This window comes from Nostoc sp., assembly GCF_036917415.1.
Lineage (GTDB): Bacteria > Cyanobacteriota > Cyanobacteriia > Cyanobacteriales > Nostocaceae > Nostoc.
Window position 1 is genome coordinate 1 of sequence record NZ_JBALDJ010000106.1, and the last position, 22,753, is coordinate 22,753.

A 22,753-nucleotide genomic window follows, 5' to 3' on the forward strand; every position below is an offset into this window, starting at 1 on the left:
CAATTAAGTCAAGGTGATGTAGAGATGCTTTATTTATCATCTCTACAAAACCTAAAATTTATTTCCCAACAAAAACCCTGGCGCGAAATCTGCGCTATTTTAGCGTCGTAACTTTGTTATGTAATATAGCAAAGCTTCATGCAGCTAAAAATCTTGGGATTATGATAATTTAGTGACATGCAACGCCTAATGTGTGGTGACGCACTGAGTGTGCTGTGTTATGAACCGCAGGATAGGTAGAGAACAAAACAGTCCAGATAACTAAAGAAGATAGCAGCATATAAAGCGTTACCTGCACAGGCTTGGATAAGGTAATACCTGCGGTCTTTTGCAATAGTGAAATATGAGAAAAACTAGTCATTTTTGACCTCCTAATAATAAATTTGGGTAATTCATCAATCAAAGGACATAACGCCGCTTGATTGCAAAAAGATATACCATCAACTTTGTATTTGACAAGTGTGTATCAAATGTATTGTGTAATTGGACTTTAGTGAACACTATACTATCCTTTGACATCGGCCGATCGCGATGCAGAAATCTACACATAAAGTCCATACAAATAACAAAAGAATGACACATAGTTTGGAGTGACGACATTTTCAGCGCTGCTAACACGAAGGTAACAGATAAAAATTAAAAATTAAAAGTTCTCTATCAAGCATTCAAAATCCCTTGAATAAACGTGACTTATGTTATCCCTAAACCAATCAAATACCCTACAGATTAGCAACAGTTTCTTGCTTGCGTCCATATTCAAGGTGCTATTATACCCATTGTTTGTACTCTAAGTACTGCTGAAGCAATCAGCATATCAGGATTGAAGGAGGCAGGAGGCAGGAGGCAGAAGGAACAATTGGGAGAGGATTCAGACCCCTCCCTTTTTGTTTGCGCCGTATAAACGGTGAGGTCTTAAACCCCTGCTCCCAAGGCGTCGCGGCAGGAGGTAGATAGCGCAGCGTTAGCGAGTCCGCGAGCGTCGGGCAGTTTTCCTCCTGCCTCCTGCCTCCTGCCTTCCTTGATAAGCATGAAACAGTTAATTTTTTCTGAATATGATTTATACAAAAGTAAGGTATAAATACAGTTAAAAATTAAAAATATTTTGTGAGAGTTTTTCGGGACTCATTCTCACTCGCTCTAGATTTAACAACTTAAACGGCAGTTTTGAAGCACTGAAAAATTATTGACAATAATTACTAATTCATCTAAAATATTAAAATTAATTGCAAATTTTTTGCAATTATTTAGTGCTAACCGTAACTAAATGTCATGCCCAACAACTTCGCTCTAGGTAACGGAAAACCGTGGAGCCGCCGTGAATTACTGAAGCTGGGGCTAGCAGGTGCTGGAGTGATTGGTGCAGCTGGACTTTGGCAAATGCTAAATCTACAAAGTAAGTCAATCGTCAAAGTGCCACCACTCGATATGGAAGCACCAGATGACGCTACTAACCCGATGAAGATGTTAAGGGATTTTGATTATGGGACGGTGAAGCAAGAAAATGGGCGGACTATCCGAGAATTTCAGTTAACTGCGGGTACTTCCATAATCAATCTCAATAGTGCTGTCTCTTACAACATCTGGGATTTAAACGGTCGCATCCCAGGGCCAACGCTACGGGCAAAACAGGGCGATCGCGTGCGAGTGCTTTTTCTCAACAACGCCGGACATTCTCACTCTTTGCATTTTCATGGCGTTCATCCGGCACAAATGGATGGTGTTCGCCCAATCAGCAATGGCAAAGCCACAATTTATGAATTTGATGCTGAACCCTATGGCGTTCACTTGTACCACTGTCATATTGAACCAGTTACCCGTCACATTGCTAAGGGGCTGTACGGGATGTTTATCATCGATCCACCGACTCCCCGTCCCCCGGCTGATGAAATAGTACTAGTGATGGCTGGGTATGACGTGAATGATGATAGCCATAATGATTATTACGCTTTCAATGGTTTGCCCCACCATTATATGCATCATCCTATTCGCATTTACCAAGATCAGTTGATTCGGCTATATGTTCTCAACATTATTGAATACGATCCGGTAGTGACGTTTCATCTTCACGCCAATTTCTTTGATGTCTATCGCTATGGCATGAGTATGACTCCTAGCGAGAAAGCTGATGTGATTACGATGGGTATGGCCGAAAGGCACATTTTGGAATTTGCTTTTCGCTACCCAGGTAAGTATATGTTCCATCCCCATCAGGATGCGATCGCAGAAAACGGTTGCATGGGTCAATTTGAAGTACTTGCCCAGAGCAACTCTCAAAAGACTGTTAACAATTCATGACAAAATCAATAGTAATTTCTATTTTGGCTAAGTAGAAGGTACTTAATTGGTAATTAATAAAATTTAAAATCAAATAGTTGATAAAAAATATCATTATATGCGAAAGTAAAATCTATGACAATTTGTCAAACAAACTATCTTTGAGTAATAGTTTGAAGCATTTGAACCAATACCTTTTTAATTGTGCGAGGAACAGAAATGATAAGATTTCGCTATATCTGTTTAACAGTGGCAGCTGCGGCAATAGTTACCTTAAGTTCCTGTAGCAGTACACCAACCGCAGAAAATCCCTCAGCACCAGTTGCTAGCCCTCCAGTTACAGAGACAGTAAGTGAAAACAGTCATAGTGGTCACGGTGGCAAAGAAAAAATTAACATTAACAGTGCAATATTGTCAGAATTGGATAAGTTTGAAGCCAAGCTAGGTGTCCCGGCTTTATCCAACAAAATTCAGGCAAGTCGTCCCTATGGCAGACCAGAAGATTTAGTTACTAAAAAAGTAATTACTCAAGAACAGTTCGACCAAATTAAAGACCAGGTTGGTGTTCAAGAAGTGGTACTCACAGGTGAGGCAAAAGATGTTGACTATATGTCTAAATTAGGCTTAATGAAAGGGCATCTTTTGGTAGCACAAGAACTACTGGATCAGAATCAGCCAAAACAGGCAGAACCTCATATTGGACATCCAGTTGAGGAGATTTACGTTGACGTAGAAGAACAATTGAATGAGCGCAAAGTCAAAGAATTTAAGACAACTTTGGTGAGTTTGCAAGATTTAGTAAAATCTAGCCCGAAAGATAGTAAAGTTAAGACTAATTTTACTTCTTCAATGCAAGCAGTTGATGGAGCGATCGCAGCTTTGCCAGCAGATCAACGCTCAAAACCAGGATTTGCGTTACAGGTAATTAACGAACTACTAGATTCAGCTAACTCCGAATATGGCGCTGCGATCGCAAATGGTAAAGTAACCGCGCCAATTGAGTATCAAGATTCCCGTGGTTTTGTCTTTTACGCCAATGAATTATACAAAGGAATTTCTAGTCAAGTAGCTCAAGCAGATCCCGAAGCACACAAAGCAATCGACACTAGTTTTGCCGAACTAATAAAAGTTTGGCCCGCAGCCATCCCACCAGCAAAAGCAGTAAAAATTCCTAATGATGTTACCAAGCTAGTGAAAACCATTGAGGAAAACTCTCAAAAAGTGGTTGACAAATCTAATACCCAAGCACAGCGATAACACTTTAATTTAATGGGAAGTATAGGTTAAGGAGTTTAAAATGAGGAAATCATTAGAAGTTACGAATTACGAATTACGAATTACGAACTTCTAACTCCTAACTAATTACACTCCATTCGTTACTTTAACTAACAACTGATGCAAGAACTTGACCAGAAAAAGACTATTGACCTGCTGAACGCCATCATGGAATTTGAACTAGCAGGGGTAGTGCGCTACACACATTATTCTTTGATGGTAACTGGCCCTAACCGTATTCCAATTGTGGCTTTTTTCAAAGCACAGGCAAGTGAATCTTTACTTCATGCCGAACAAGTGGGAGAAATTCTCACCGGTTTAGATGGGCATCCCTCCCTGAAAATCGCCCCAATGGAAGAAACCTACCAGCATAAAGTCAAGGATATCTTGGCAGAAAGCTTATCCCATGAAAAAAAGGCATTGGATCTGTATAAAAAATTGCTCGACACTGTTACCGATGCCAGCATTTACCTTGAAGAATTCGCTCGCGGTATGATTGGACAAGAAGAGATGCATAATCTCGAACTGAAAAAGATGTTACGCGATTTTGGTTAATAGTCATTAGTCATTAGTCATTAGTCATTAGTCATTAGTTATTAGTCATTAGTCAAAAACAAATTCAAAGGACAACTGACTAATGACAAAGGACAAAAGACAAAGGACAAAGGACAAAAGACAAAGGACAAAAAATGAATTTTAGTACTGCTCTACCTACTTTTGTAATAACACTCCGAGAAGGAGTGGAAGCTGCCCTTGTTGTTGGCATTGTGCTAGCTTTGCTGAAAAAAGCCAAACAATCCCGACTCAACTCTTGGGTATATGCTGGTGTCGGCGTTGGCATTGTCGTCAGTGCCTTAATCGGTGTGCTATTCAGTTGGATAATTCAAGTACTGGGAGCTGTGAATCCTCAATACACCACTGTAGTTGAGCCAGCGCTAGAAGGTGTGTTTAGTGTGTTAGCGATCGCAATGCTCAGTTGGATGCTAATCTGGATGACTAAACAAGCCAGATTCATGAAAGCTACAGTTGAGGGAGCAGTAACAGAAGCGCTGACACAAAACTCAAATGCTGGCTGGGGTGTTTTTACTTTAATTTTAATTGCCGTTGTCCGCGAAGGCTTTGAAACTGTTCTCTTCGTTGCAGCTAATTTTCAACAGGGATTAATGCCAGCATTGGGCGCTGTTGCTGGTTTGATAGGGGCATCTGCTATTGGGGTGCTGCTATTTAAATGGGGTGTCAAAATTAACATCAGCCAGTTTTTCCAGGTAATGGGCGTTTTATTAGTGCTGATTGTCGCTGGGTTGGTAGTTTCAGCCTTGAAACATTTTGACGAAGCTGTAGCTAACCTTGCTCTTAGCAGTCGTGCTACAGAAAACCTTTGTTTCTATTACGAACGTTTTACAAAAGTCCACTCCTGTATTTTGGGGCCAATGGTTTCAAATACTTCCACAATCTTGCCTGACGAACAGTTTCCTGGGATTATTCTCAAATCTTTATTTGGCTATAGAGATAATCTCTATCTTGTGCAAGCAGTAGGATATGTGGCATTTTTACTCACCATTGGAGGACTGTATTTCCGTAGCCTTGGAGGTGCTTCTCCTGAAGGTAGAAAGAATATCCCCTCTGCTCAAAAACCAATTAGTTCTACAAAAGATTAAAAGCACAGTCAGTTACCTTATTCCCAGTCATAGACTGGGAATCGCCTTTGCGATCGCTTACTTACGATGGCTACGCTGATGCCCATCCAGAAGGAGCTGCCTTAGTTAAAGCCATAGTTGATATTTCTGCCATTGAAATTGAATACAAATGTTTTCAAGTAATCAAAAAGGCAATGAGCAAAATTTTTATATTAAATTCCTTACTGTTGCTTTCTCAAATACCCAATCCAGAAGCAAAATTTTTAGATTTAAAAAATAAACTAGAAAAGAAAGGGTTTCAGGTAATCATTGCACTACCACCAAAACGAGGAGCTTATGGGTTACTAAGAGAAGCTGACAAAAAAATCTGGATTAATCCCGTAGTGTTTGAGTTACATATTGGGACTCAAACACTAATCCATGAAACTGTTCATGCAGCACAGGTATGTGCCGGAAAAGGAAAAATAAAAACTTTAGGTTTAGACATTCAACCAAGCAATTATGCTCGACCATTTTTTAGACACTATACCGATGTCAAACGACAAGATTTAGAAAAAGAAGCCTATGCAGTACAAACTCAACCTAATAGTTTTGAATTAGGGACTTCCAAAGAATAAATTACCCAATTTATTCAGATGATATTTTTCTTTTCCCCCTGCTCCCTGCTCCCCTGCCTACACAGCGATTGATTATTTTTTTAATTGGAAGTCCCTTAGCTGTATCTCTTCTTCAACAACACTGTAAATAGCTAGTTTTTAGATGGGAAAGCTGAAGCGCTCTTATTTAACTGCTTTGTAATAAAAAGTGTTGAGTATTGTGGAGTGATAATATTGAGTGCAAAGAATGCTTTAAAAAATGGATTGGTTAATGATTTTTTAGTACAAAAAAACAATAAAGATGCTTTGCAGTAGTTCCAAAGTAATTTTAATGTTGAAGTAATCATAGTAATTGTTAAATTCATGTTGTCTTACTATCGGGTACACGCATTTACAAGACGGTTTGGAAAACTAGGTTCTCTAGTATTAACTTGACACTTCTTTTCTCCAACTTCTTTGCTGTTTTTGATAACTCCTATAAAAATTCTCTCTTGTTGTAACTCAAATCGGCAAATAGCGTCATCAGAAGTGATGAAACTTGGTTCAAAGTTCTCATAAACACTAAAAATTTTACCATTTGGACATTCTACTCGCTCAACAAGGTTAATATGATTACCTAGAGCTAATTGTACGATCAACACAAAAAGAATGAAACAGCCAAAAAACCCTGCTACTAGAATACTAAAAAATTTTAACAAGTCTTCTTTGAACAAAAAGCTATTGATAAATAGCAATAAAGGTGTGAGATAAAAATATAGCGTGGTAATTTTGTTGAATAAATCAAACTCGAAAATAATTTTACTTGACCAATTTCCATCCCAGTTAAAAATGAGTGGTATTAGACTAATTACAATAGCAACTAAGTTGTCTGAAGGTCTATCAAGTCTACTTATCAAGAACCAACGAACCCATCGCCAAAATTTTTTGAGAAGTTTAGCAATCTGCATTTTTCAATACTGGTATATCTAAGTAAATAATACTCCTTAATATAGGACTCAGCTTTGATTTTTGAAAACATACTGAGACTGAAAAGCCTGTTTTATAAAGGTTTTATCTAAAATAAGCTCCGATTAAATGCATTCTTTATTGACTGCGATGTTCTCCCATTATTGAGCTAAGTGCCCTGTCGTGCAAACAACGCTTGCTTAAGCTGCTGACAAGCCTTTTCTATTGCATCTATACTACCTGGATTTACCAAACCAAAATAATCAAACACATAGACTCGGTTATTTTTAGTTGCTTGTAGTTGCTGCCAAAAAGCTTCTTTTTTCAAAGAATCTAAAAGTGCCGCTTCCGAATTTCCTTGTGGAGGATTAACTAAAATTATCACCTCTGGATTTGCTTCTAAAACTTTCTCAGCCGAAAGCGTCACATAGCCACCAACTGGGCTTTTTCCTTGTAAATCTGCTGCTATATTTTTCGCCTGGAATTTCGCCAGTAAATCCCCTGCCCAACTGTTTTTATTTGGCGCTAAAATTGGTTGACGACTAACCAGCGCTAGAGTAGAAGGACTCTGAGTTGGCTTATCTGGCAAGAAAGTTTTATAACGATTTAACAAAAGCTGAGGATCGGCATTAATTGACTGAGCCAGTGTTTTTGTAAGTTCTTTTAGAGATTCCCAGCTATTCACCTTAGTGAGCAAAGTTTGAATTCCTAGCTGCTGAAGTTTTTGAATTGGAATGTTAGAAAAACCTTCAGCACCAATAACTAAATCTGGTTTGAGTGCTACCACTTTCTCTAAATTTGGTGGACTTTGACCTTCGCTAACGCGGGGAATATCCTTAAATCTTGAGTCATTCTTAAATAATTTGCTACCAGTGATTCCAACAACTTTTGTTTGATCGAGTCGAGAGATAATATCAGCCGATAGAGAAGAAAGAGCAACCACTCTTTTTGCCGATCCTTTTGATAATTGCTGAGAGTTCGTGTTAGTCGCCTCAGTGGTATTTTCCACTTTTGTTTGTAGTTGCTGAGTATTTGCAGTGGTGCAAGCAACTAAAACTATACTCAACAAAATTGTGAAAGCAGATAAAAGCCAACGACGATACATATTAAAATTCCTTATATGAGTAAGAATAGTAAAATATTAGTATTCGTAATTCGTAATTACTAATGATGCTATCGGTTTAATTACGAATTACGAATTAGTAATGTAATTCTTCCAATTCCCAATCAAACTTACTTCGTCTCCATCCAATTTTCACCAACACGCGCCTCTACCAATAACGGCACACTCAACTGAACTGCATTTTCCATCACCGACTTAATTTGCAGTTGTAATTCTTCCCACTCATCAGGGGGAATTTCAAACACTAATTCATCGTGAACTTGCAACAACAAACGCGCCTGATATTTCTTCAAAATGTCATGCAATCTCACCATTGCAATTTTGATAATATCAGCGTTGGAACCTTGAATTGGTGCATTAGCCGCAGAGCGTAATAAACCTGCATCATAAGCACCCAAATTTTTCAATTTACTCAGATCGATATCTTCTGGGTTACTGCCTTTTAATTTGCGTAAACTATTATTAGTAAAATCAAAATAACGACGACGACCGAAAATAGTTTCTACATAACCAAGAGCGATCGCTTCTTTTTTTACTCGCTCCAAATATGCAAATACTTTCGGATATCGTTCATTAAACCGCTTAATGAACTCGTTGGCAATAGTCTTATCTATCCCAGTTGAGCGCGAAAATCTTAGAGAACCCATTCCATAAATCACACCAAAATTAATAGTTTTGGCTAACCTTCGTTCATCTGATGTTACATCTTCTTTTTCAAACACTAACTGCGCCGTAACAGTGTGAACATCTTTATTTTGCTGATATGCTTGTACTAATATCGGCTCTTGACTCAAATGAGCCAAAATTCGCAATTCAATTTGTGAGTAATCAGCAGCTACCATTAACCAACCAGGTTCTGGCAAAAACGCTTTACGAATCTGGCGACTAAAAGCTGTGCCAATTGGAATATTTTGCAAATTCGGATTAGAAGAAGATAAACGTCCAGTATCTGTAACAGTCTGATTGAAATCTGTATGCACCCGTTGCGTATCTGGACGTACTAATTTCGGTATTGCTTTGACGTATGTAGAGAAAAGCTTATGTAGAGTACGGTACTCTAATAGAGCATCGACAAAAGGGTGATCTCCTTGTAAATTTTCTAGCGTTGCCGCGTCAGTAGAATAAAAGCCTGTAGGAGTTTTACGAGACTTTTTAGAGTCTAAATTTAGTTTGTTAAACAGTATTTCACTTAACTGCTTAGGTGAGTTCAAGTTGAAGGTTTCACCAGGAACAGCAGCATAAGCTTTTTGTTCGATTCCTGCCAAATCTTTTTCTAGCTGTTCTGAAAGTTTTTCAAGGTAAGGAACGTCAATGCGGACGCCTGTATATTCCATTTCGGCTAAAACTGCTTCTAGCGGCTGTTCAACTTCCACTAATAGCTTAGACAAAGCTGGAATTTTATCCAGTTCTTCACGTAATTTCGCCACTAAACCAAAGGTAGAATAAGCATCCATACCGCAGTAATCTGCTACAGCTGGAATATCTATATCAGCGATTGTTTTGCCTTTAGGAACTAAATCTAAGTAACTTTTAGTTATCAATCCCAAATATTTTTGCGACAAATCCATCAAATTATGAATTGAATCTGGATTTAGAATGTAACTTGCCAGCATGGGATCAAACACCACTCCCGCCAAATTAATTCCTTGACACTTTAGAACTAAGCGGTCAAATTTGGCATTCTGTAAAGCTTTAGGATAATCAGCACTTTCAAGAATTGGGCGTAATGCTTCTAGCACCAAATCTTTATGCAAATTTTCCCCAGTTTTGTGCCCGACAGGAATATAGGCTACGTCATCTGGTTTCGTTCCCCAGCAGCAACCAATTCCTACTAACTCAGCATCTCTTGGTTCTAAATCGGTGGTTTCAGTGTCCCAAGCAACGGGAGTTTCTACATTAGTGAATTTTTGCAAAATTTTCACTAACTCAGTTAATTTTGCTTCAGTGTTGATGATGCGTGGTGTAATTGGGGAAGTAGATTGTTGTGGAACTGCTGCTGTATCGCTAGCACTGAAAAACCACAAATCATTATCTTCATCAGCGTTTAATTCTGAATTAGTACTGGCATTACTTGCGTCTACTTTAGCTTCTTGCTTTTCTTCAACTTTGCCACCAAAACGTTGCTGAAGGTCGTTTATTTTACCTAAAAAAGACTTAAATTCTAACTTTTCTAAAATGGGTGATAAAACGCTTGTATCAAACCCTTTTAATTCACAATCTTCTAAATCAAATTCTATAGGAACATCTAAAACTATGGTTGCCAAATAGCGAGACTTTTCGGCATCTTCTTTACCTGCTGCCAGTTTTTTCTGAGTTGCGCCTTTAATTTCATCTAACGCAGCATAAACATTCTCAAGTGAACCATAGGTATTGAGCAGTTGCACCGCTGTTTTTTCCCCAATTCCCTTGACACCAGGAATATTATCTGATTTATCACCACAAAGAGCTTTGAAATCAACAATTTGTGAAGGTAAAACGCCCATTTTTTCTTTGACTTGTTCTGCTTCAAATTCCGTGATGCTATTTGTAGAGCGCTTTAGGGCATCTGGACTAAAATTTAGAACAGTGATTTCTTTGTCAGAGTCGATCAGTTGAAATAAATCGCGATCGCCAGTCAAAATCTTCACTCTATATCCAGCAACAGTTACTCGTTGTGCTAAGGTTCCTAAAACATCATCAGCCTCGAAACCAGGGGCAGTGAAAATTGGTAGATTGAAGCCATTGAGCAACTCATGCAGGTTTGCTAAGTCGGGAATGAAGTCTTCTGGCGTTTCTTTGCGATCGGCTTTATAAGTATCGTCAGCTTCGTGGCGAAAAGTCGCCTCACTCAAATCAAAAGCGATCGCCATTGCTTGGGGCTGTTGTGTTGCCATTACCTCCAGCAGGCACTTGACAAAACCAAAACATATACTGGTGGGAATGCCTGCTTTGGTACGCAGTCCTCCATCTCGCCCTTTGGCGAAAGCAAAGTATGAACGATAAGCCAGCGAGTGCCCATCTACGAGGATGAACGTGGGGCGTGTTGCAGTTGCAGAAGTAAAAGTTTCAGACATAGCCCTATTTTAGCCAGAAGCTTTGTCACATAGTTAGCAATTTCAGATGCTCGTTCAGCTTGGCTTTGGCGATAATAGCGCAGTTCTTGCGTACTGCTTTATTTTAGTATGTTTCTATACAAAACGAGGTCTACGCATTTACAGATTTAGTATGGAAACCAAATAGAACCAACTTTTGGCAGGGATACCAGCCTAATTAAGTACGCGAGTACAAGCATAGTAACCAGATAGTAGCTAGATCCCACACTTATAACCAGAAGTCGGGGATCTATCTCCTGAGCGTTTTATGTTTAATTAGGTTGACTTAGCTTACTTCTCAGGAACAACAAAAACTAGCTTAATATTTCGACATAAGATTACCACTGTCAAAACCTCTTTACCTTAACAAAACTTTATATATACCAATCAAAAAGTCTATTTCTCGAAGGAATTTGAACATAATAACTTTACATAAAGTTAAGTGGATTTATCAAGACTACAAGCAAAGTTTCAGAGTTAAAAATAGGTTAGTAATCCCGTAATGATTCGTTTCAGAAAGGCATCTTTTATCCATGACAACAAAACTATTCAACACTCTAGCTGCTGCTACAACTTTGGCAGGAATTGTTGCAACATCTGGAGCAGCTAATGCAGCTTCTCTCTCCTACACTAGTTCCACTGATTACGATTTTACAAATATCATTGATGCACCTCTGAGCGTCCAAAAATTTGACTCATCTTTGGGTACACTTAAGGGTGTAACGATAAGTTTTACTGGCGACTTACTTGGAAATGCAGGTTTTGAAAACAGGAGTCCAACCGCGACTCAGGTGACAGTAAATCTTGCTAGTCAAATCAGTTTAAAACTAAATAATCAGTCTCTGTTTGCGCTCAATCCACAAGATATCTCAAGTTATCAAGCTGCTAAATATGACCATATTACTGATTATAGTGGCACCTCTGGAAAGACTATTTCTAACTTAACTGCCACACAATCTGCTACTCAGTCTTTCACCAATACCCAATTCTTGAAGTCTTTCACTGGTAATGGCGACATAGACTTTTTGTTCTCAGCTTTAGCCAACTCAGTAGTTACAGGTTCGGGCAACATGAGATCCTACATTGATACATACGCTAAAGCAGGTATCAAAGTAACTTATGACTACGATGAGGTGAAATCAGTACCTGAATCTTCTGCCACACTGGGAATTGGTTTAGTTGCTGGGCTTTGTCTATTGTCACAACGTAAAAAAAGCTGGATCAAAATGTTTAATTAATAGGCTTTCTTAAATAGGTAGGTTTTTTCCATCCTATCTATCAAGCAGGCTCTCTAATTTAAATAATGAAAAAACCCGATTTTTTCGAGAATCGGGTTTTTTATTGCGCCTATATCCTCACGGTAGTAGTCTGTCAAGTTTAAATTGATGGATAAGCAAGTTCGTAGTAAGGACTTTAGTCCTTAATTTTCCAAGCACTAAAGTCCTTTTCCATAAGTACAGCTTTATAAATAACCTCTAAGGAAATTGGATTAACTAGAGATGCCAATTTTTTCTACTACTCCCCACTGGTCGCTAGAGCCTGTTAACCTCTTACTGGAACTTAAAATCTAGGAAATCATGCAGAAAGCATCTACTGACAATCAGGCTGCTGCAAAAGACATTAAACTACTAGTTTTGGATATAGATGGCACGATCGCTGGACACTCTAACACCATTAGTAAACCTGTAAAGCAAGCTATTATTGCAGCCCAAGCACGAGGAATTCAAGTAGCGATCGCTACAGGTAGAATGTATTGTTCAGCCTTGCGCTTTTACCAAGACATCGGCTCTACCTTACCATTAATGGCCTATCAGGGAGCCTGGATTCAAGACCCAATCACCCAAAAAATTCATCGCCATTGGGTTGTTTCTAGAGAAATCGCCCACCAGCTACTCGACTATTTTGAACAGCCTGAGTTGCGATCGCTCCTATCTGTTCACTTTTACATCAACGATCAGCTATACGTTCGTGAGTTAACTAGAGAAACCAAAATTTATGCAGAACGTTCTGGTATTATTCCGATTCCTGTGGGTGATTTGCGTCAAGCCTTAACGAATGAACCGACAAAAATTCTTGCTTTGTCTGATGACACTGATGTAATCGATAAGTTATTAGGAAATTTGCGCCGCCAATACACACCCGCTGAACTTTATCTGACGACATCTGTTGCTACCTTTTTTGAAGCAACTAACGCCTCTGTAAATAAGGGAACTGCTGTACGTTACCTAGCCGAAGAATTGCTGGGATTACAATTAGCCAACGTTATGGCGATTGGCGATAACTTCAATGATGTGGAAATGCTGGAGTATGTTGGACTTGGTGTAGCTATGGGCAACGCACCAGCAGGAGTGCAAGCGATCGCTAAGTGGGTAGCTCCTAGCGTAGAGGAAGATGGGGCAGCAGTAGCAATTGAAAAATTTTTGCTGTAGTGAAGGCATTTTTTCAAATCTAACCCCTACAAATCAGAAAGGACACCGACGACTGGCCGTGTTTCGTCTCGGTGCCCCTGCTGGTTCGCTCCTCACACACCTGCTAATGTATCCGAGGTGGTGCATTGAGTCAATAGCTATATAAAAAGTTTTTATTTTTGCCTAAGCAACATTACCGATTTATAACTCCAAAGGCGCAAAAACCCCCAGATTTTCCTCTAGGATAAATTTTAATACTGACTGAGTAGCCATGAGCAATCCGAGTCTAGCTTGGGCCAGTTCTGGTGACGTAATTTTCACCTCACCCCAAATCCGGCAATTAGACCAAAACTTTTCAAAAGCTTGGCTCAAATTCAGCGCTACTTTTTCCCATTTCACAGAACCGCTAACATCAGGGCACTCTATGTTGTCTACCACTTGTATTAACTCGCCAATTAGACGACGCTCATCTGGGTGATTTAGCTGCAATATTCCGTCGCAATTAAGCCAAGGTAGGGGGTTAGGAAAAATAACATCCCAAAAAGCTGGACTAGTATTTGGAACTGGTTCTCTAAGTTTAATCAATCCCTCTCGATGAGCCAGCAGCACTAGCGAACAGCAGCGTGCATGAGCATATTCAACAGCAAACAATGAATTGGGCACTGGGCATTGGGCATTGGGCACAAGAGGCAGGGGGGCAAAGGGGCAAAGGGGCAAAGGGAAAAGACTTACTGCAACTTCCCCTCTGCTCCCCTGCTCCCCTGCTCCTCTGCTCCCCTGCTCCTCTGCTCCCTGCTCCCCTGCTCCTCTGCTCCTCTGCTCCTCTGCTCCCTGCTCCCTGCCCCCCATCTCCTCCTCTCTCCCCCAACTCCCGACTACGAGACTTTGTAACCAAGTCGCTAAGGTTGAGTGAGTTAATTCAAAATTTATCCAACCAGGGGGAACTATTTGGATGCTAAAAACGCCCTCACAAATCCCTGATAAATCTGAAGCGATCGCACTGGCAAGCTCCATCGCTTTTCGATTCTGAGATTTCGATAGTCGCAAAGACACACTTGAGGTATAGAAAACTCTCTTATCATCTCTACCTTTATGTAGAGGAATTTTTTCGTCTTTTATGCATCTGTTTTCTTTCCTGTAAGTATCAATGCTTATTGATTTTATTATATAACTATATAATAGCTGTTTGATTGACGTATATTTGCTAACTGGTAATTTATAATGCACGTAATATTATTTAAATAGTCATGTAAGATATATTTGTTACATTTCTGCCATCTATCTTGCGGTATAAATTTAATTTAGATGAAGAAAAATGAGAAGAGGATAAAATTTGATGAATAATCGATGAATAGTAAGTAAACTTTACTACCACCATTGTACAGTAGGAAGTATAACAAAAGAGTAGAGAGTAATTTGCTTTCTATTCTTTGGATTGGCTGGCGCTGTTAGGCGTTAAGCCTGCCTCGTCAACACAAAGACACTCCTTGCACCCTTTTATTTATGTCTTTGTCTTCAGCCGAACGCTCTTTGTTACCTATGCAATCTCCATCCTCCTTTTCTGAGGCATCACGGCCTTTTTTGACTTGGCAACGCATTCTTGACTGGGCTCAAGAACACTATCGCTGCCGCACCTTTAGCAAAGATGAGCGCATTCCAGCCCGGCCTGGATTGCTGTATTTGGTGCAAAGGGGTGCGATCCGCATGGTAGGAACCGCCCAAGTTAGTGCGACTGCCAGTCAGCTAACGTCTCGACGAATCAACAGAACCCCAGAAGAAGCGTTCTTGGGTTTTGTGGGAGCGGGACAGCCATTTGAAATTGTTGCCCAATCACCATTCACACTCCAGGCTTACGCCCATGTTGACCAAACCGCGGTGTTGTGGATGTACTGGCACGATTTAGACAATTGGCCTCACTTCCGTCGCGAAGTTATGGATGCCTTTAGGTATCAGCACCAGCGTAAGCTGCTGTGGTTGAGTGCCTTGGGACAACGCCGCACAATTGACCGACTCTTAGGATTTCTCACATTGTTAATTGAGGAATATGGAGAGCCAGCAATGAGCGACACCGATCCTGATGTGATTCGCGGTTATTGTCTGCCCTTCCCCCTCACCCATGCCCAAATTGGTAGCGCGATAGGTTCTACTCGTGTCACCGTCACCCGCTTGATGGGTAAACTGCGTCAACGTGGTTTAATCCTGACTCAAGGGGATAATCTCATTTGCTTGCCAGCAGAGTCGATTAATAGAGCTGGTTAAGGTACAGTTCAGAGCGGCGATTTCCGCCACTCTGTCTGAGTGCGATGGGCTAGTCACCGCCGCAGGTGTCAGCGAATTTTGACAAACCCCGCTTGGGTAATCAGTTCTTGTCCCTGCTCAGTCAGCAGTAAGTTGGCGTAAGCGACACCTGCTTGCTGCTCAGTCTGGCCGTTCTGTTTGACCACCACAAATAGATTGCGGGTAATCGGGTATTTTCCTGATTGGAAAGCCTCAATGTTCAACTTGTTCCGTTTACCAGGACATTCAGACGGGAGGACAGAAGGTTCTTGGTATGGAGCAATGTATTGCCCTTGCGTGCGCCCCAACGGCAAGGCTTTGATTGAGCATTGAGGAATCACCTCTGGGGCAGAAGCGTAGTAGATGCTACCAGCACTATCAGCCAATTTTTGCAAGGCTTGGGTGGTTGTGGAGATAAATTCCACATTGGAGCTGAAAGCTTGACCACCCAAGATGTCTTGGACAAAAAGTTCGACTGTACCGCCATCAGCAATGCGGCGGGAATAGGGCTTAATCGGGATATTGGGGCCGCCCACCTGGCTCCAATTATTGATTTTGCCTGTGTAAATTGACTTTAACTGGTCTATCGTTAGTCCTGGGATATTCAGGTTGGGGTTAACTGCGATTGCTAAACCATCAATTGCTACAGGAATTTGTTTTAAACTGAACCCACGCTGCTGGGCACGGCTTAATTCCTGATCTAGAACTGGTCGGGAGGACTGGGCAAAAGCTAGTTGACCGTCTATTAGCGACTGGATGCCAGTACCAGAACCAGGAGATGCATTGCTGGGTTCTACATAGCGCAGGCGAAATTCTGGTCGCGCAGCTTGAATTGCTGGATCAACTACTAGTCGAATCGGTGCCCAAGATGTACTGCCTCCGTAATTGAATAATCCTGTAGGAACATCCTGTACTGAAGTGAAAGTATTGCCACTAGGTTGTTCTGATCCGGCTTGGGGCGTATTGGTGTTACCAGAACTAATTTTATTTAGCTCCAGACCAGACCTTCTGCTGAACCACCAAAAACCGCCAGCTATTAGCCCGACGGTGATTAGGATGGATAATACAAGAATAGGTATTTCATTTTTTTGAGACATAGTAAATTAGCCCCGCGTCCATTCAAAATAAGTACTTGATAGGTTCTTGCTACTTGAGATTGTATTTGGAGGAGGGGTGTTTTATTCACGAATTCTGACACCTCTATGCTTGGTTGAAATTACTCAAGGAACGGACTCAGAAGAAGTCCTCCCCGCAAATAGTTCGCATTTAATCCGCGATCAAGCTTGAGTAGGGAGCCTTTCCCAATATGGCGATCAAAGATGTCGCCGTAGTTGCCTACAGATACAAGAACGCGGCGCTGCCACTCCTTGTCAAGACCCAAATCTGGTGCGGAGATCGGCATCGCCTCAGCACCGCCCGCATACCAGGGTGTTTCCGTTCTCTCTGCGTTGATCAATGTATGCACTGTCCACGCGACGATCGCTGACCACTGGGCATCCTCGGTTCCGGTCGCGGCGATCACCGGAAAGGTCGTCAGCCACTCTGGGAGGATGTGGCTCGATAATCGGTTTACCCCAGGGTCGAGGCGGATCTTTGCAAGGGTCGTGATCTCACCGACAATGGCGTGGCAATTTTGTACGTTATATGTATCGATCATCTCTCCATCCTCAGAGAAGGGCCGACGGAACCAGTTTTTGTGGAGCGCACCGAAGTAAGCCGTAAGACTCCGCTCCACCGAACTGCCAATCATGAAGCAGATGCTTTCTCCAGCCAGGTCGCTGACGTGGTGTGCAGCCGAGGTGGACGCCACCATTACCGCATTAGATTCTACAAAGACAGTAGGGCCAGGTAGCAGATTACCAGCCAGTTTCTGCTCCTCAATCTCCGATCCTGTGAGGAAATATACGTCGTCCTGTTGGTTACGCACCGCGTCGAAGTCTTTCGGTGTCTCATACTGATGATATTCGATGCGGTCAGAAGATCCTAGCACGGCGGCGGCGATCGCACGGCAGATATCGACATTGAGACCACTCCAGCCACCTGGCTCGGTTGAAGTTGCTAGACCCGTCCGCTCGACACTGCCACAGCGAACTATATTGCGTTCCTTCACACGTTTGATGACGGAACCCGCCTGAGCATCGGAAATCGAGCAGCAGACACCAAACAGAGTCAGGAAGATTAACACAAAACGCATGAATTCTCCTCAGGGAATGTCGAAAAACGGGGATATAGAAAAGTGCTGAGTGGGGAATCTCACTTCTTTACTCAGCACTCAGTGCGATCAAAAGGTGTCTTAGGTTGAAGGATGAATGGGCTATGACCTATCCATCTATGTCTTTAAGGGTTAGCGGCTGGATAAGTGCTTGGTAGCGCGTTGAAACCCTTGGGGATGTTGTTGACGATTCCCTGGCGCTTGTCTTCCGGCGTGATCCCGATCGCCCGGCAGCCTTTACCGCCGTAGTGCGGTAGTGTTTTCACAACACTATCTGGAATCTTCGCAAAGGAGGCTGGCAGTGGCGGCGAGACACCGAGCAGGCGCTTCGGATCGAAGCCTGACAGCAAGCTGTCGGTGATTGGTGAATTGATGTCCCGTGGGCCGAGGTACTTCTGCTGGAATCCTGGCGGCCCGAATTTGTTGAACTCTGGAGAGTTGCCAGCAGCGAGTGCCTGTGCCTCATCGGGCAAGCTGGCAAGGGCAGGCAAACCAAAGATCGTGTTGATCGTCTCGATCACCGAATTGTGATCGCCCTCGACGTGCGAGACAGCGTGCGTCCGGGCGTAGGGTGAGATGAGGAGCAACGGCACGCGGACACCACGGGAGAGCGGCAGCCCATCAGGGCCATAGGACAAGATCCGCGGCGGTACGTGGTCGTAGAAGCCATCCGACTCGTCATAGGTAATGATAATTGCACTCTGCTGCCAGAGCTTCGGATTTGAGGCGATCGCGTTGATCACCCTGGCTGCCATCGCTTCGCTGAGTTGGCGATCGGTGTAGCCCGGATGGTCGTCATCACCCGACTTCGCTGCATTAATCGCAGCAATCTCATCTGCGGGTGTGTTGGGGTTCGTGATCGGCGGCTTCAGACCCTGCTGGTTCGTGTAGCCACCACGAATGTAGAATACGCCACTTTTGGGCAGCGCATTTTTGGCTATGTCGCTAAAAAAGTCATTCAGCCCACGGAGATTTTTGCTCACCTCTGGGGTGTTGGCGATATAGCCGAAATACTGTGCGCCGTTGTGATGGGTGACATAGGCATTGTGTGAGGCGACTCCGTTGGCATCGGTCGGTTCGAGATCGTAGCCTTCTTGATACCAGCGCCAATTGACAGGCTCAGTCCTCAGTTGCTGGATATAGGGGATATCCTGCTGGATGTCGGCTAGATCGAATAAAGGATTTCTGTTGCCAGCTAAGACCGACCGAATATCACGCCCTTGAAAGGTGAGTGGCAGACTGGCAAAGGTCAGGTTCGAGGAGATGTTGCCATCGGCGTAGCTCTCTCTCGTGCCAGCAGGTTGCTTGTTGTCCGTCGTTGTATCGAACTGGGAGCCATAGAAGGGCTGTGGGTCGTTGACTAAGGGTACACCCTGCGTCGTGCCAGTATGGCTGCCCACGGTGTAGGATTGTCCGCTCGAACCGTGCTTGACCCATTGCGTTTCACCCGACTGCCCCGCGATCATCGCCACTGCATTCGGGGTTGAGGGCGTGTCCTCTGTTGCAAAGATGTTGTCGAAGACCGTAAAGCGACTAGCCCACTTCCAGAAGAACGGAATAGTGTCGCAGTCGATGTGCGACATGACAAGGTGCGCGAACTGCTTGCCCTCTGAAATATTAGCTGCTCCGCCCTTCGATGCAAAGCGCGTGTACTCGTCATAGGCGAACTGATCCATCTGTGGCTTGCCGTTCACAACGTGGAGCTTGGTGGCTAGCCCGGTGTGCGAGTGGTCAACGCTGTCAACAACGCTGGAGTTCTGCTCAGGCCCGAGCCGGAATGGCTGGACTGTGACTCTCAAGCCGTCGGTATCCGTGTAGGTCTGGGTAAAGCCCGGCGTTTTCTTTGGGTCACGAGGCTTTTGTCCATCTGAGTAGAGTCCGTTAACACCAGGCAATGTGCCATACTCGTTGTCGAAGGAGTGGTTCTCGTTAAAGATGACGAAGACGTACTTGATCCGCTCCTGAAGCAGCCTTGTGAGTACCTTCGGTGGGAGCTGGGGTTCCTTACCTGGATCATTCAAGTATCGCGCTACGTCTGGCGTTGCATCTGGCTGAGTTGTGACGGTTGAGTTTGCTGGCAAAGCTTCGCGTACAGAAGACTCCTCTGCGATCGCCGAACCGAGAAACATGGACGGTATGATCGAGGACGGAAGTAGCAAGAGTGTTAGAGCAAAATAGAACTTCGTAAATCGTCTCAAAGCACATCTCCTTAGTAATTTCTCTCCAGCTAATATCGCTATGCGAAATTCAGAATTTGTATTCATATACCGCAAGCATTTAAGTGATTTAGAATAGGTATTTTGGTTGCGTCGTGCTTTATTGGTTACAAAAGTTAGAAAAAATTAACACCGTTGATGATCAGCAATATTATATTGCCATTTAAGCTTTTTTCTTTCTTTTAATCCAAACACTGATAGTAGCAAAAACTATTATTCCAGCAAAGCTTTGAGGTTCCGTAACAGGCTCAATTTTAACAAAACTAACGGCAGTAATGCCAGATTTTTGGACACTTCCAAGGTCACTGTTGTCCAAAAATTTTCCATTATTGGTACTACCGATTCCTGTAAAATTGCTGTCAAAATCAAGTTCCAAACTGTACAAGTTATTGTTTTTATCTGTCAATAAGCCTGCGTCAGAAAAAGCAAGTATGTTCTCTTGAATGTAAGCTGTATTAACAGCCAAACTGTTGGATAATGTTCGCAAAACAGTATTGTCCTTGACTAAGTTGACTGTCCAACTAGTCAAATCTACAAAAGAACTAGAAGCGGGTAATTGATCTACATCTACTGTGTAAGTCCCATTAAAAAAGGCATTTGCTAAATTCACAGGTAGCCCTACTGAACCATCAAGAGCCGCAGGAGCAAAATTTCCAGAAATATTAAATGTTTTCAAATTGACAGCTTGGGCAGGATCTGTGCCAATAGCTGCAAGCATAGCGAAACCAAGCGCGGCGGTGGCAGTTGCTTGCGATAACCTTCTTAAAGGTGTTGCACTCAGCATAAGTTTGGTCTTAATATTTTTGCCCATAGTTTAGGTAAGTGCGCTTTTTGCACACCGAAAATAACGCCAAAGTCAAGACGCTGCTATGGCTAGGCTTGATAGGTATAAAGAAAAATCCCAAAGTCAGAAATGACTACACTCATAATTTGATCCGATTTCCACCGCATCAAATTATTCTTGATTTCCCCCACAAGGGACAAGGTATTAAACCACTTATCCATTAGCCCTCTGGGTTCGGTAGCGTACTCCTACCTCACCAGTCGCTAAAAATTGCTACTTCTGTATTTTGTTACCTGAAAATTAATAAAAAGTTAAGAAAAAGCAAAGTTTATTAAATAGTCATGGCAGTATTACCCAGATTTCTCACCATTAAGAAAAAATCATTCATACAATCTAGATAGCAGATAAATAAGTTGGCATCATAAAACCAAACTATATAAAGAAAGATAAACTAGGCTAAAACCCTTCTATCTCGTGCCTTCTGCCTTTCTTCAGTGATTATCGCACTGGTTCAAAGTCATAACCAGTGCGAGAGCGAGAACCAGGAACAATTTTTACAAGTTGGACTGGCGCATTGCGATCGCCTGATGCTAAAAACCGAATTGTACCAGAAGCACCAGTGGCAGAAAAGTCAGAGGACAAGAGTGCTTGTTGGACTCCATCTCGCGTAGGATTGCGTTCTAATGCCGCAATTAGAGCGACAGTGGCATCATAACTGAGGGCACTTCGCCAACTCACATCAGCGCCCCATAATTGCCGCGATTTCTGGGGAAAATCTGACTTCGGATCGCTATCAATATGCCAGGGAATTGCTAATACCATCCCCACAGCTTGTTCTCTGCCAATTTCTAAAGTTTTAGTGGTGTAAACATCATCTCCCCCCAGCAGAGTTAACCGTTTCTGGTTAATTTGAACTACTTGCAGCGCTTTATCTAAAGTTTCAGTGTTAGCAGCCAACATCAACACTTCTGCACCTTGCTTCGTTGCTTGTTCTACACTTTTAGCCGCACTAAAATCTGCCTTGGATAAGTCAAATTCGCTGGCTACCTGTCCACCCTCTAGGGAAACAGATGAAACAAACTCCGATTTTAAAGACTGGCTATAGTTACTCTGAGAATTAAAGAAAACCACTGCATTTTTTTTCTGCAAGGTTCTCACCATGTAGTTGGCTAAACTTCTCGCAGCCATAAAATCACTGGGAACTGTGCGAAAAACGTAGCGGCTAAAGTTAGAAATTTTGACAGATGTACTAGTCGGAGATATAGCTACAAGTTGTCCAGAAGTATAGATAGTGCCTGCGGCTAAGGTGGAATCGCTAGTATTCGGCCCAACTACACTTAATACTTCGGAATTGCTGACTAGGCCAGAGGCGATTTGCTTGGCTATTTCTGGATTGTCGTCATCGCTAGCTATCCCTACCCTCAACGGTACTCCCTTGACTTTTGACTTTTGACTTTTGACTTCCCCGAAGGGGCTGACTCCTCCAGAGCTATTAACTTGATTTTGGGCTTGGGCTATCCCACGTAAAATTTCTAAAGAAGTATTGGGGTCAGTGCCGAATGGTACAGAAGCCACGATAGTATAGCTCTTGGAAGAACCGATACGGGCATTGTTAAGAAAAATTAATGCTTCTGGATCGTTACGGTTGAGTTTTAGGGCAGCTGTGAAATTGGCGATCGCTCGATCGTAATTTTTAGCTGCGATCGCCTGTACTCCTTCTTTTTTTACTGGAGAAATGTCACCCGGAGTAAAAGATTTTTCTCCAAAACTAATGCGGTCTTGTAAAGATGAATTGTTGCCTGGTTCTTGATTTGGAATGATGTTATTACCAATTTTGGCCCCATTGTTACTAAACCACCAAAAACCGCCGCCAACTATACCAACTGTCAGCAGCAGAGCTAAAGCTAAAATTGTGGTTTCATTCTTTTGTGACAT

The 22,753-nt window shown here is 42.4% G+C and carries 18 protein-coding genes; 8 read left to right on the forward strand and 10 right to left on the reverse strand.

What is annotated here, in order from left to right:
* Nucleotides 1–169 precede the first annotated feature (169 nt).
* Entirely contained in the window at nt 170–361 is a 192-nt protein-coding gene (locus V7K41_RS22855; RefSeq protein WP_334851901.1) for a CbtB domain-containing protein, read from the reverse strand.
* Nucleotides 362–1,269: 908 nt separating this feature from the next.
* On the opposite strand from V7K41_RS22855, the gene V7K41_RS22860 reads away from it, so the two are divergent.
* The 5 genes from V7K41_RS22860 to V7K41_RS22880 all read left to right on the forward strand — a co-directional run bounded on the left by V7K41_RS22860 (nt 1,270) and on the right by V7K41_RS22880 (nt 5,803).
* A complete protein-coding gene (locus V7K41_RS22860; RefSeq protein ID WP_334851903.1) occupies nt 1,270–2,295 on the forward strand; it encodes a multicopper oxidase domain-containing protein in 1,026 nt (341 codons plus the stop codon).
* Nucleotides 2,296–2,493: 198 nt separating this feature from the next.
* A complete protein-coding gene (locus V7K41_RS22865) occupies nt 2,494–3,531 on the forward strand; it encodes a helix-hairpin-helix domain-containing protein (protein WP_334851905.1) in 1,038 nt (345 codons plus the stop codon).
* A gap of 138 nt (nt 3,532–3,669) precedes the next feature.
* A complete protein-coding gene (locus tag V7K41_RS22870) occupies nt 3,670–4,104 on the forward strand; it encodes a ferritin-like domain-containing protein (RefSeq protein WP_292860509.1) in 435 nt (144 codons plus the stop codon).
* A gap of 134 nt (nt 4,105–4,238) precedes the next feature.
* Nucleotides 4,239–5,207: an FTR1 family iron permease gene (locus V7K41_RS22875; RefSeq protein ID WP_334851908.1), complete on the forward strand. Its 969-nt coding sequence runs from the start codon at nt 4,239–4,241 to the stop codon at nt 5,205–5,207.
* A gap of 47 nt (nt 5,208–5,254) precedes the next feature.
* The gene (locus V7K41_RS22880) at nt 5,255–5,803 is read left to right on the forward strand and encodes a hypothetical protein (protein WP_334851910.1); all 549 of its coding nucleotides are present in this window, start codon (nt 5,255–5,257) and stop codon (nt 5,801–5,803) included.
* A 353-nt stretch (nt 5,804–6,156) separates the two neighbouring features.
* Here the strand turns inward: V7K41_RS22880 and V7K41_RS22885 are convergent, their stop codons facing one another.
* The 3 genes from V7K41_RS22885 to polA form a co-directional block, all read right to left on the reverse strand.
* Entirely contained in the window at nt 6,157–6,729 is a 573-nt protein-coding gene (locus V7K41_RS22885) for a hypothetical protein (protein ID WP_334851911.1), read from the reverse strand.
* Nucleotides 6,730–6,896: 167 nt separating this feature from the next.
* Complete coding sequence (locus V7K41_RS22890) at nt 6,897–7,832, reverse strand: ABC transporter substrate-binding protein (RefSeq protein ID WP_334851913.1); 936 nt, start codon at nt 7,830–7,832, stop codon at nt 6,897–6,899.
* 128 nt (nt 7,833–7,960) lie between these two features.
* Nucleotides 7,961–10,903 (reverse strand): DNA polymerase I, encoded by a 2,943-nt coding sequence (gene polA / locus V7K41_RS22895; protein WP_334851915.1) that lies wholly within the window; start codon nt 10,901–10,903, stop codon nt 7,961–7,963.
* A 551-nt stretch (nt 10,904–11,454) separates the two neighbouring features.
* On the opposite strand from polA, the gene V7K41_RS22900 reads away from it, so the two are divergent.
* Nucleotides 11,455–12,159 (forward strand): PEP-CTERM sorting domain-containing protein, encoded by a 705-nt coding sequence (locus V7K41_RS22900; protein ID WP_334851917.1) that lies wholly within the window; start codon nt 11,455–11,457, stop codon nt 12,157–12,159.
* A gap of 339 nt (nt 12,160–12,498) precedes the next feature.
* Nucleotides 12,499–13,350 (forward strand): Cof-type HAD-IIB family hydrolase, encoded by an 852-nt coding sequence (locus V7K41_RS22905; protein ID WP_334851919.1) that lies wholly within the window; start codon nt 12,499–12,501, stop codon nt 13,348–13,350.
* Nucleotides 13,351–13,530: 180 nt separating this feature from the next.
* On the opposite strand, the gene V7K41_RS22910 is transcribed toward V7K41_RS22905, so the two are convergent.
* Nucleotides 13,531–14,556, reverse strand: coding sequence for a DALR anticodon-binding domain-containing protein (locus tag V7K41_RS22910; protein WP_334851921.1), 1,026 nt, complete (start codon nt 14,554–14,556; stop codon nt 13,531–13,533).
* 312 nt (nt 14,557–14,868) lie between these two features.
* On the opposite strand from V7K41_RS22910, the gene V7K41_RS22915 reads away from it, so the two are divergent.
* The gene (locus V7K41_RS22915; protein ID WP_012412419.1) at nt 14,869–15,588 is read left to right on the forward strand and encodes a Crp/Fnr family transcriptional regulator; all 720 of its coding nucleotides are present in this window, start codon (nt 14,869–14,871) and stop codon (nt 15,586–15,588) included.
* Nucleotides 15,589–15,656: 68 nt separating this feature from the next.
* Here V7K41_RS22915 and V7K41_RS22920 read toward each other — a convergent pair whose 3' ends face one another.
* The 5 genes from V7K41_RS22920 to V7K41_RS22940 form a co-directional block, all read right to left on the reverse strand.
* On the reverse strand, nt 15,657–16,703 hold the full coding sequence (locus tag V7K41_RS22920; RefSeq protein ID WP_334851924.1) for a PstS family phosphate ABC transporter substrate-binding protein: 1,047 nt from the start codon (nt 16,701–16,703) through the stop codon (nt 15,657–15,659).
* Nucleotides 16,704–16,822: 119 nt separating this feature from the next.
* The gene (locus V7K41_RS22925) at nt 16,823–17,800 is read right to left on the reverse strand and encodes a hypothetical protein (RefSeq protein ID WP_334851925.1); all 978 of its coding nucleotides are present in this window, start codon (nt 17,798–17,800) and stop codon (nt 16,823–16,825) included.
* Nucleotides 17,801–17,943: 143 nt separating this feature from the next.
* Nucleotides 17,944–20,016 (reverse strand): phospholipase C, encoded by a 2,073-nt coding sequence (locus tag V7K41_RS22930; protein WP_334851927.1) that lies wholly within the window; start codon nt 20,014–20,016, stop codon nt 17,944–17,946.
* Nucleotides 20,017–20,197: 181 nt separating this feature from the next.
* Nucleotides 20,198–20,818: a PEP-CTERM sorting domain-containing protein gene (locus tag V7K41_RS22935; protein WP_334851929.1), complete on the reverse strand. Its 621-nt coding sequence runs from the start codon at nt 20,816–20,818 to the stop codon at nt 20,198–20,200.
* Nucleotides 20,819–21,316: 498 nt separating this feature from the next.
* The gene (locus V7K41_RS22940) at nt 21,317–22,753 is read right to left on the reverse strand and encodes an ABC transporter substrate-binding protein (RefSeq protein ID WP_334851931.1); all 1,437 of its coding nucleotides are present in this window, start codon (nt 22,751–22,753) and stop codon (nt 21,317–21,319) included.

Coding starts and splice junctions, on each gene's coding strand:
- V7K41_RS22855 (WP_334851901.1), bottom strand. CDS start 361: ATGACTAGTTTTTCTCATATTTCACTATTGCAAAAGACCGCAGGTATT.
- V7K41_RS22865 (WP_334851905.1), top strand. CDS start 2,494: ATGATAAGATTTCGCTATATCTGTTTAACAGTGGCAGCTGCGGCAATA.
- polA (WP_334851915.1), bottom strand. CDS start 10,903: ATGTCTGAAACTTTTACTTCTGCAACTGCAACACGCCCCACGTTCATC.
- V7K41_RS22935 (WP_334851929.1), bottom strand. CDS start 20,818: ATGCTGAGTGCAACACCTTTAAGAAGGTTATCGCAAGCAACTGCCACC.
- V7K41_RS22885 (WP_334851911.1), bottom strand. CDS start 6,729: ATGCAGATTGCTAAACTTCTCAAAAAATTTTGGCGATGGGTTCGTTGG.
- V7K41_RS22925 (WP_334851925.1), bottom strand. CDS start 17,800: ATGCGTTTTGTGTTAATCTTCCTGACTCTGTTTGGTGTCTGCTGCTCG.
- V7K41_RS22900 (WP_334851917.1), top strand. CDS start 11,455: ATGACAACAAAACTATTCAACACTCTAGCTGCTGCTACAACTTTGGCA.
- V7K41_RS22920 (WP_334851924.1), bottom strand. CDS start 16,703: ATGTCTCAAAAAAATGAAATACCTATTCTTGTATTATCCATCCTAATC.
- V7K41_RS22915 (WP_012412419.1), top strand. CDS start 14,869: ATGCAATCTCCATCCTCCTTTTCTGAGGCATCACGGCCTTTTTTGACT.
- V7K41_RS22940 (WP_334851931.1), bottom strand. CDS start 22,753: ATGTCACAAAAGAATGAAACCACAATTTTAGCTTTAGCTCTGCTGCTG.
- V7K41_RS22860 (WP_334851903.1), top strand. CDS start 1,270: ATGCCCAACAACTTCGCTCTAGGTAACGGAAAACCGTGGAGCCGCCGT.
- V7K41_RS22875 (WP_334851908.1), top strand. CDS start 4,239: ATGAATTTTAGTACTGCTCTACCTACTTTTGTAATAACACTCCGAGAA.
- V7K41_RS22870 (WP_292860509.1), top strand. CDS start 3,670: ATGCAAGAACTTGACCAGAAAAAGACTATTGACCTGCTGAACGCCATC.
- V7K41_RS22905 (WP_334851919.1), top strand. CDS start 12,499: ATGCAGAAAGCATCTACTGACAATCAGGCTGCTGCAAAAGACATTAAA.
- V7K41_RS22890 (WP_334851913.1), bottom strand. CDS start 7,832: ATGTATCGTCGTTGGCTTTTATCTGCTTTCACAATTTTGTTGAGTATA.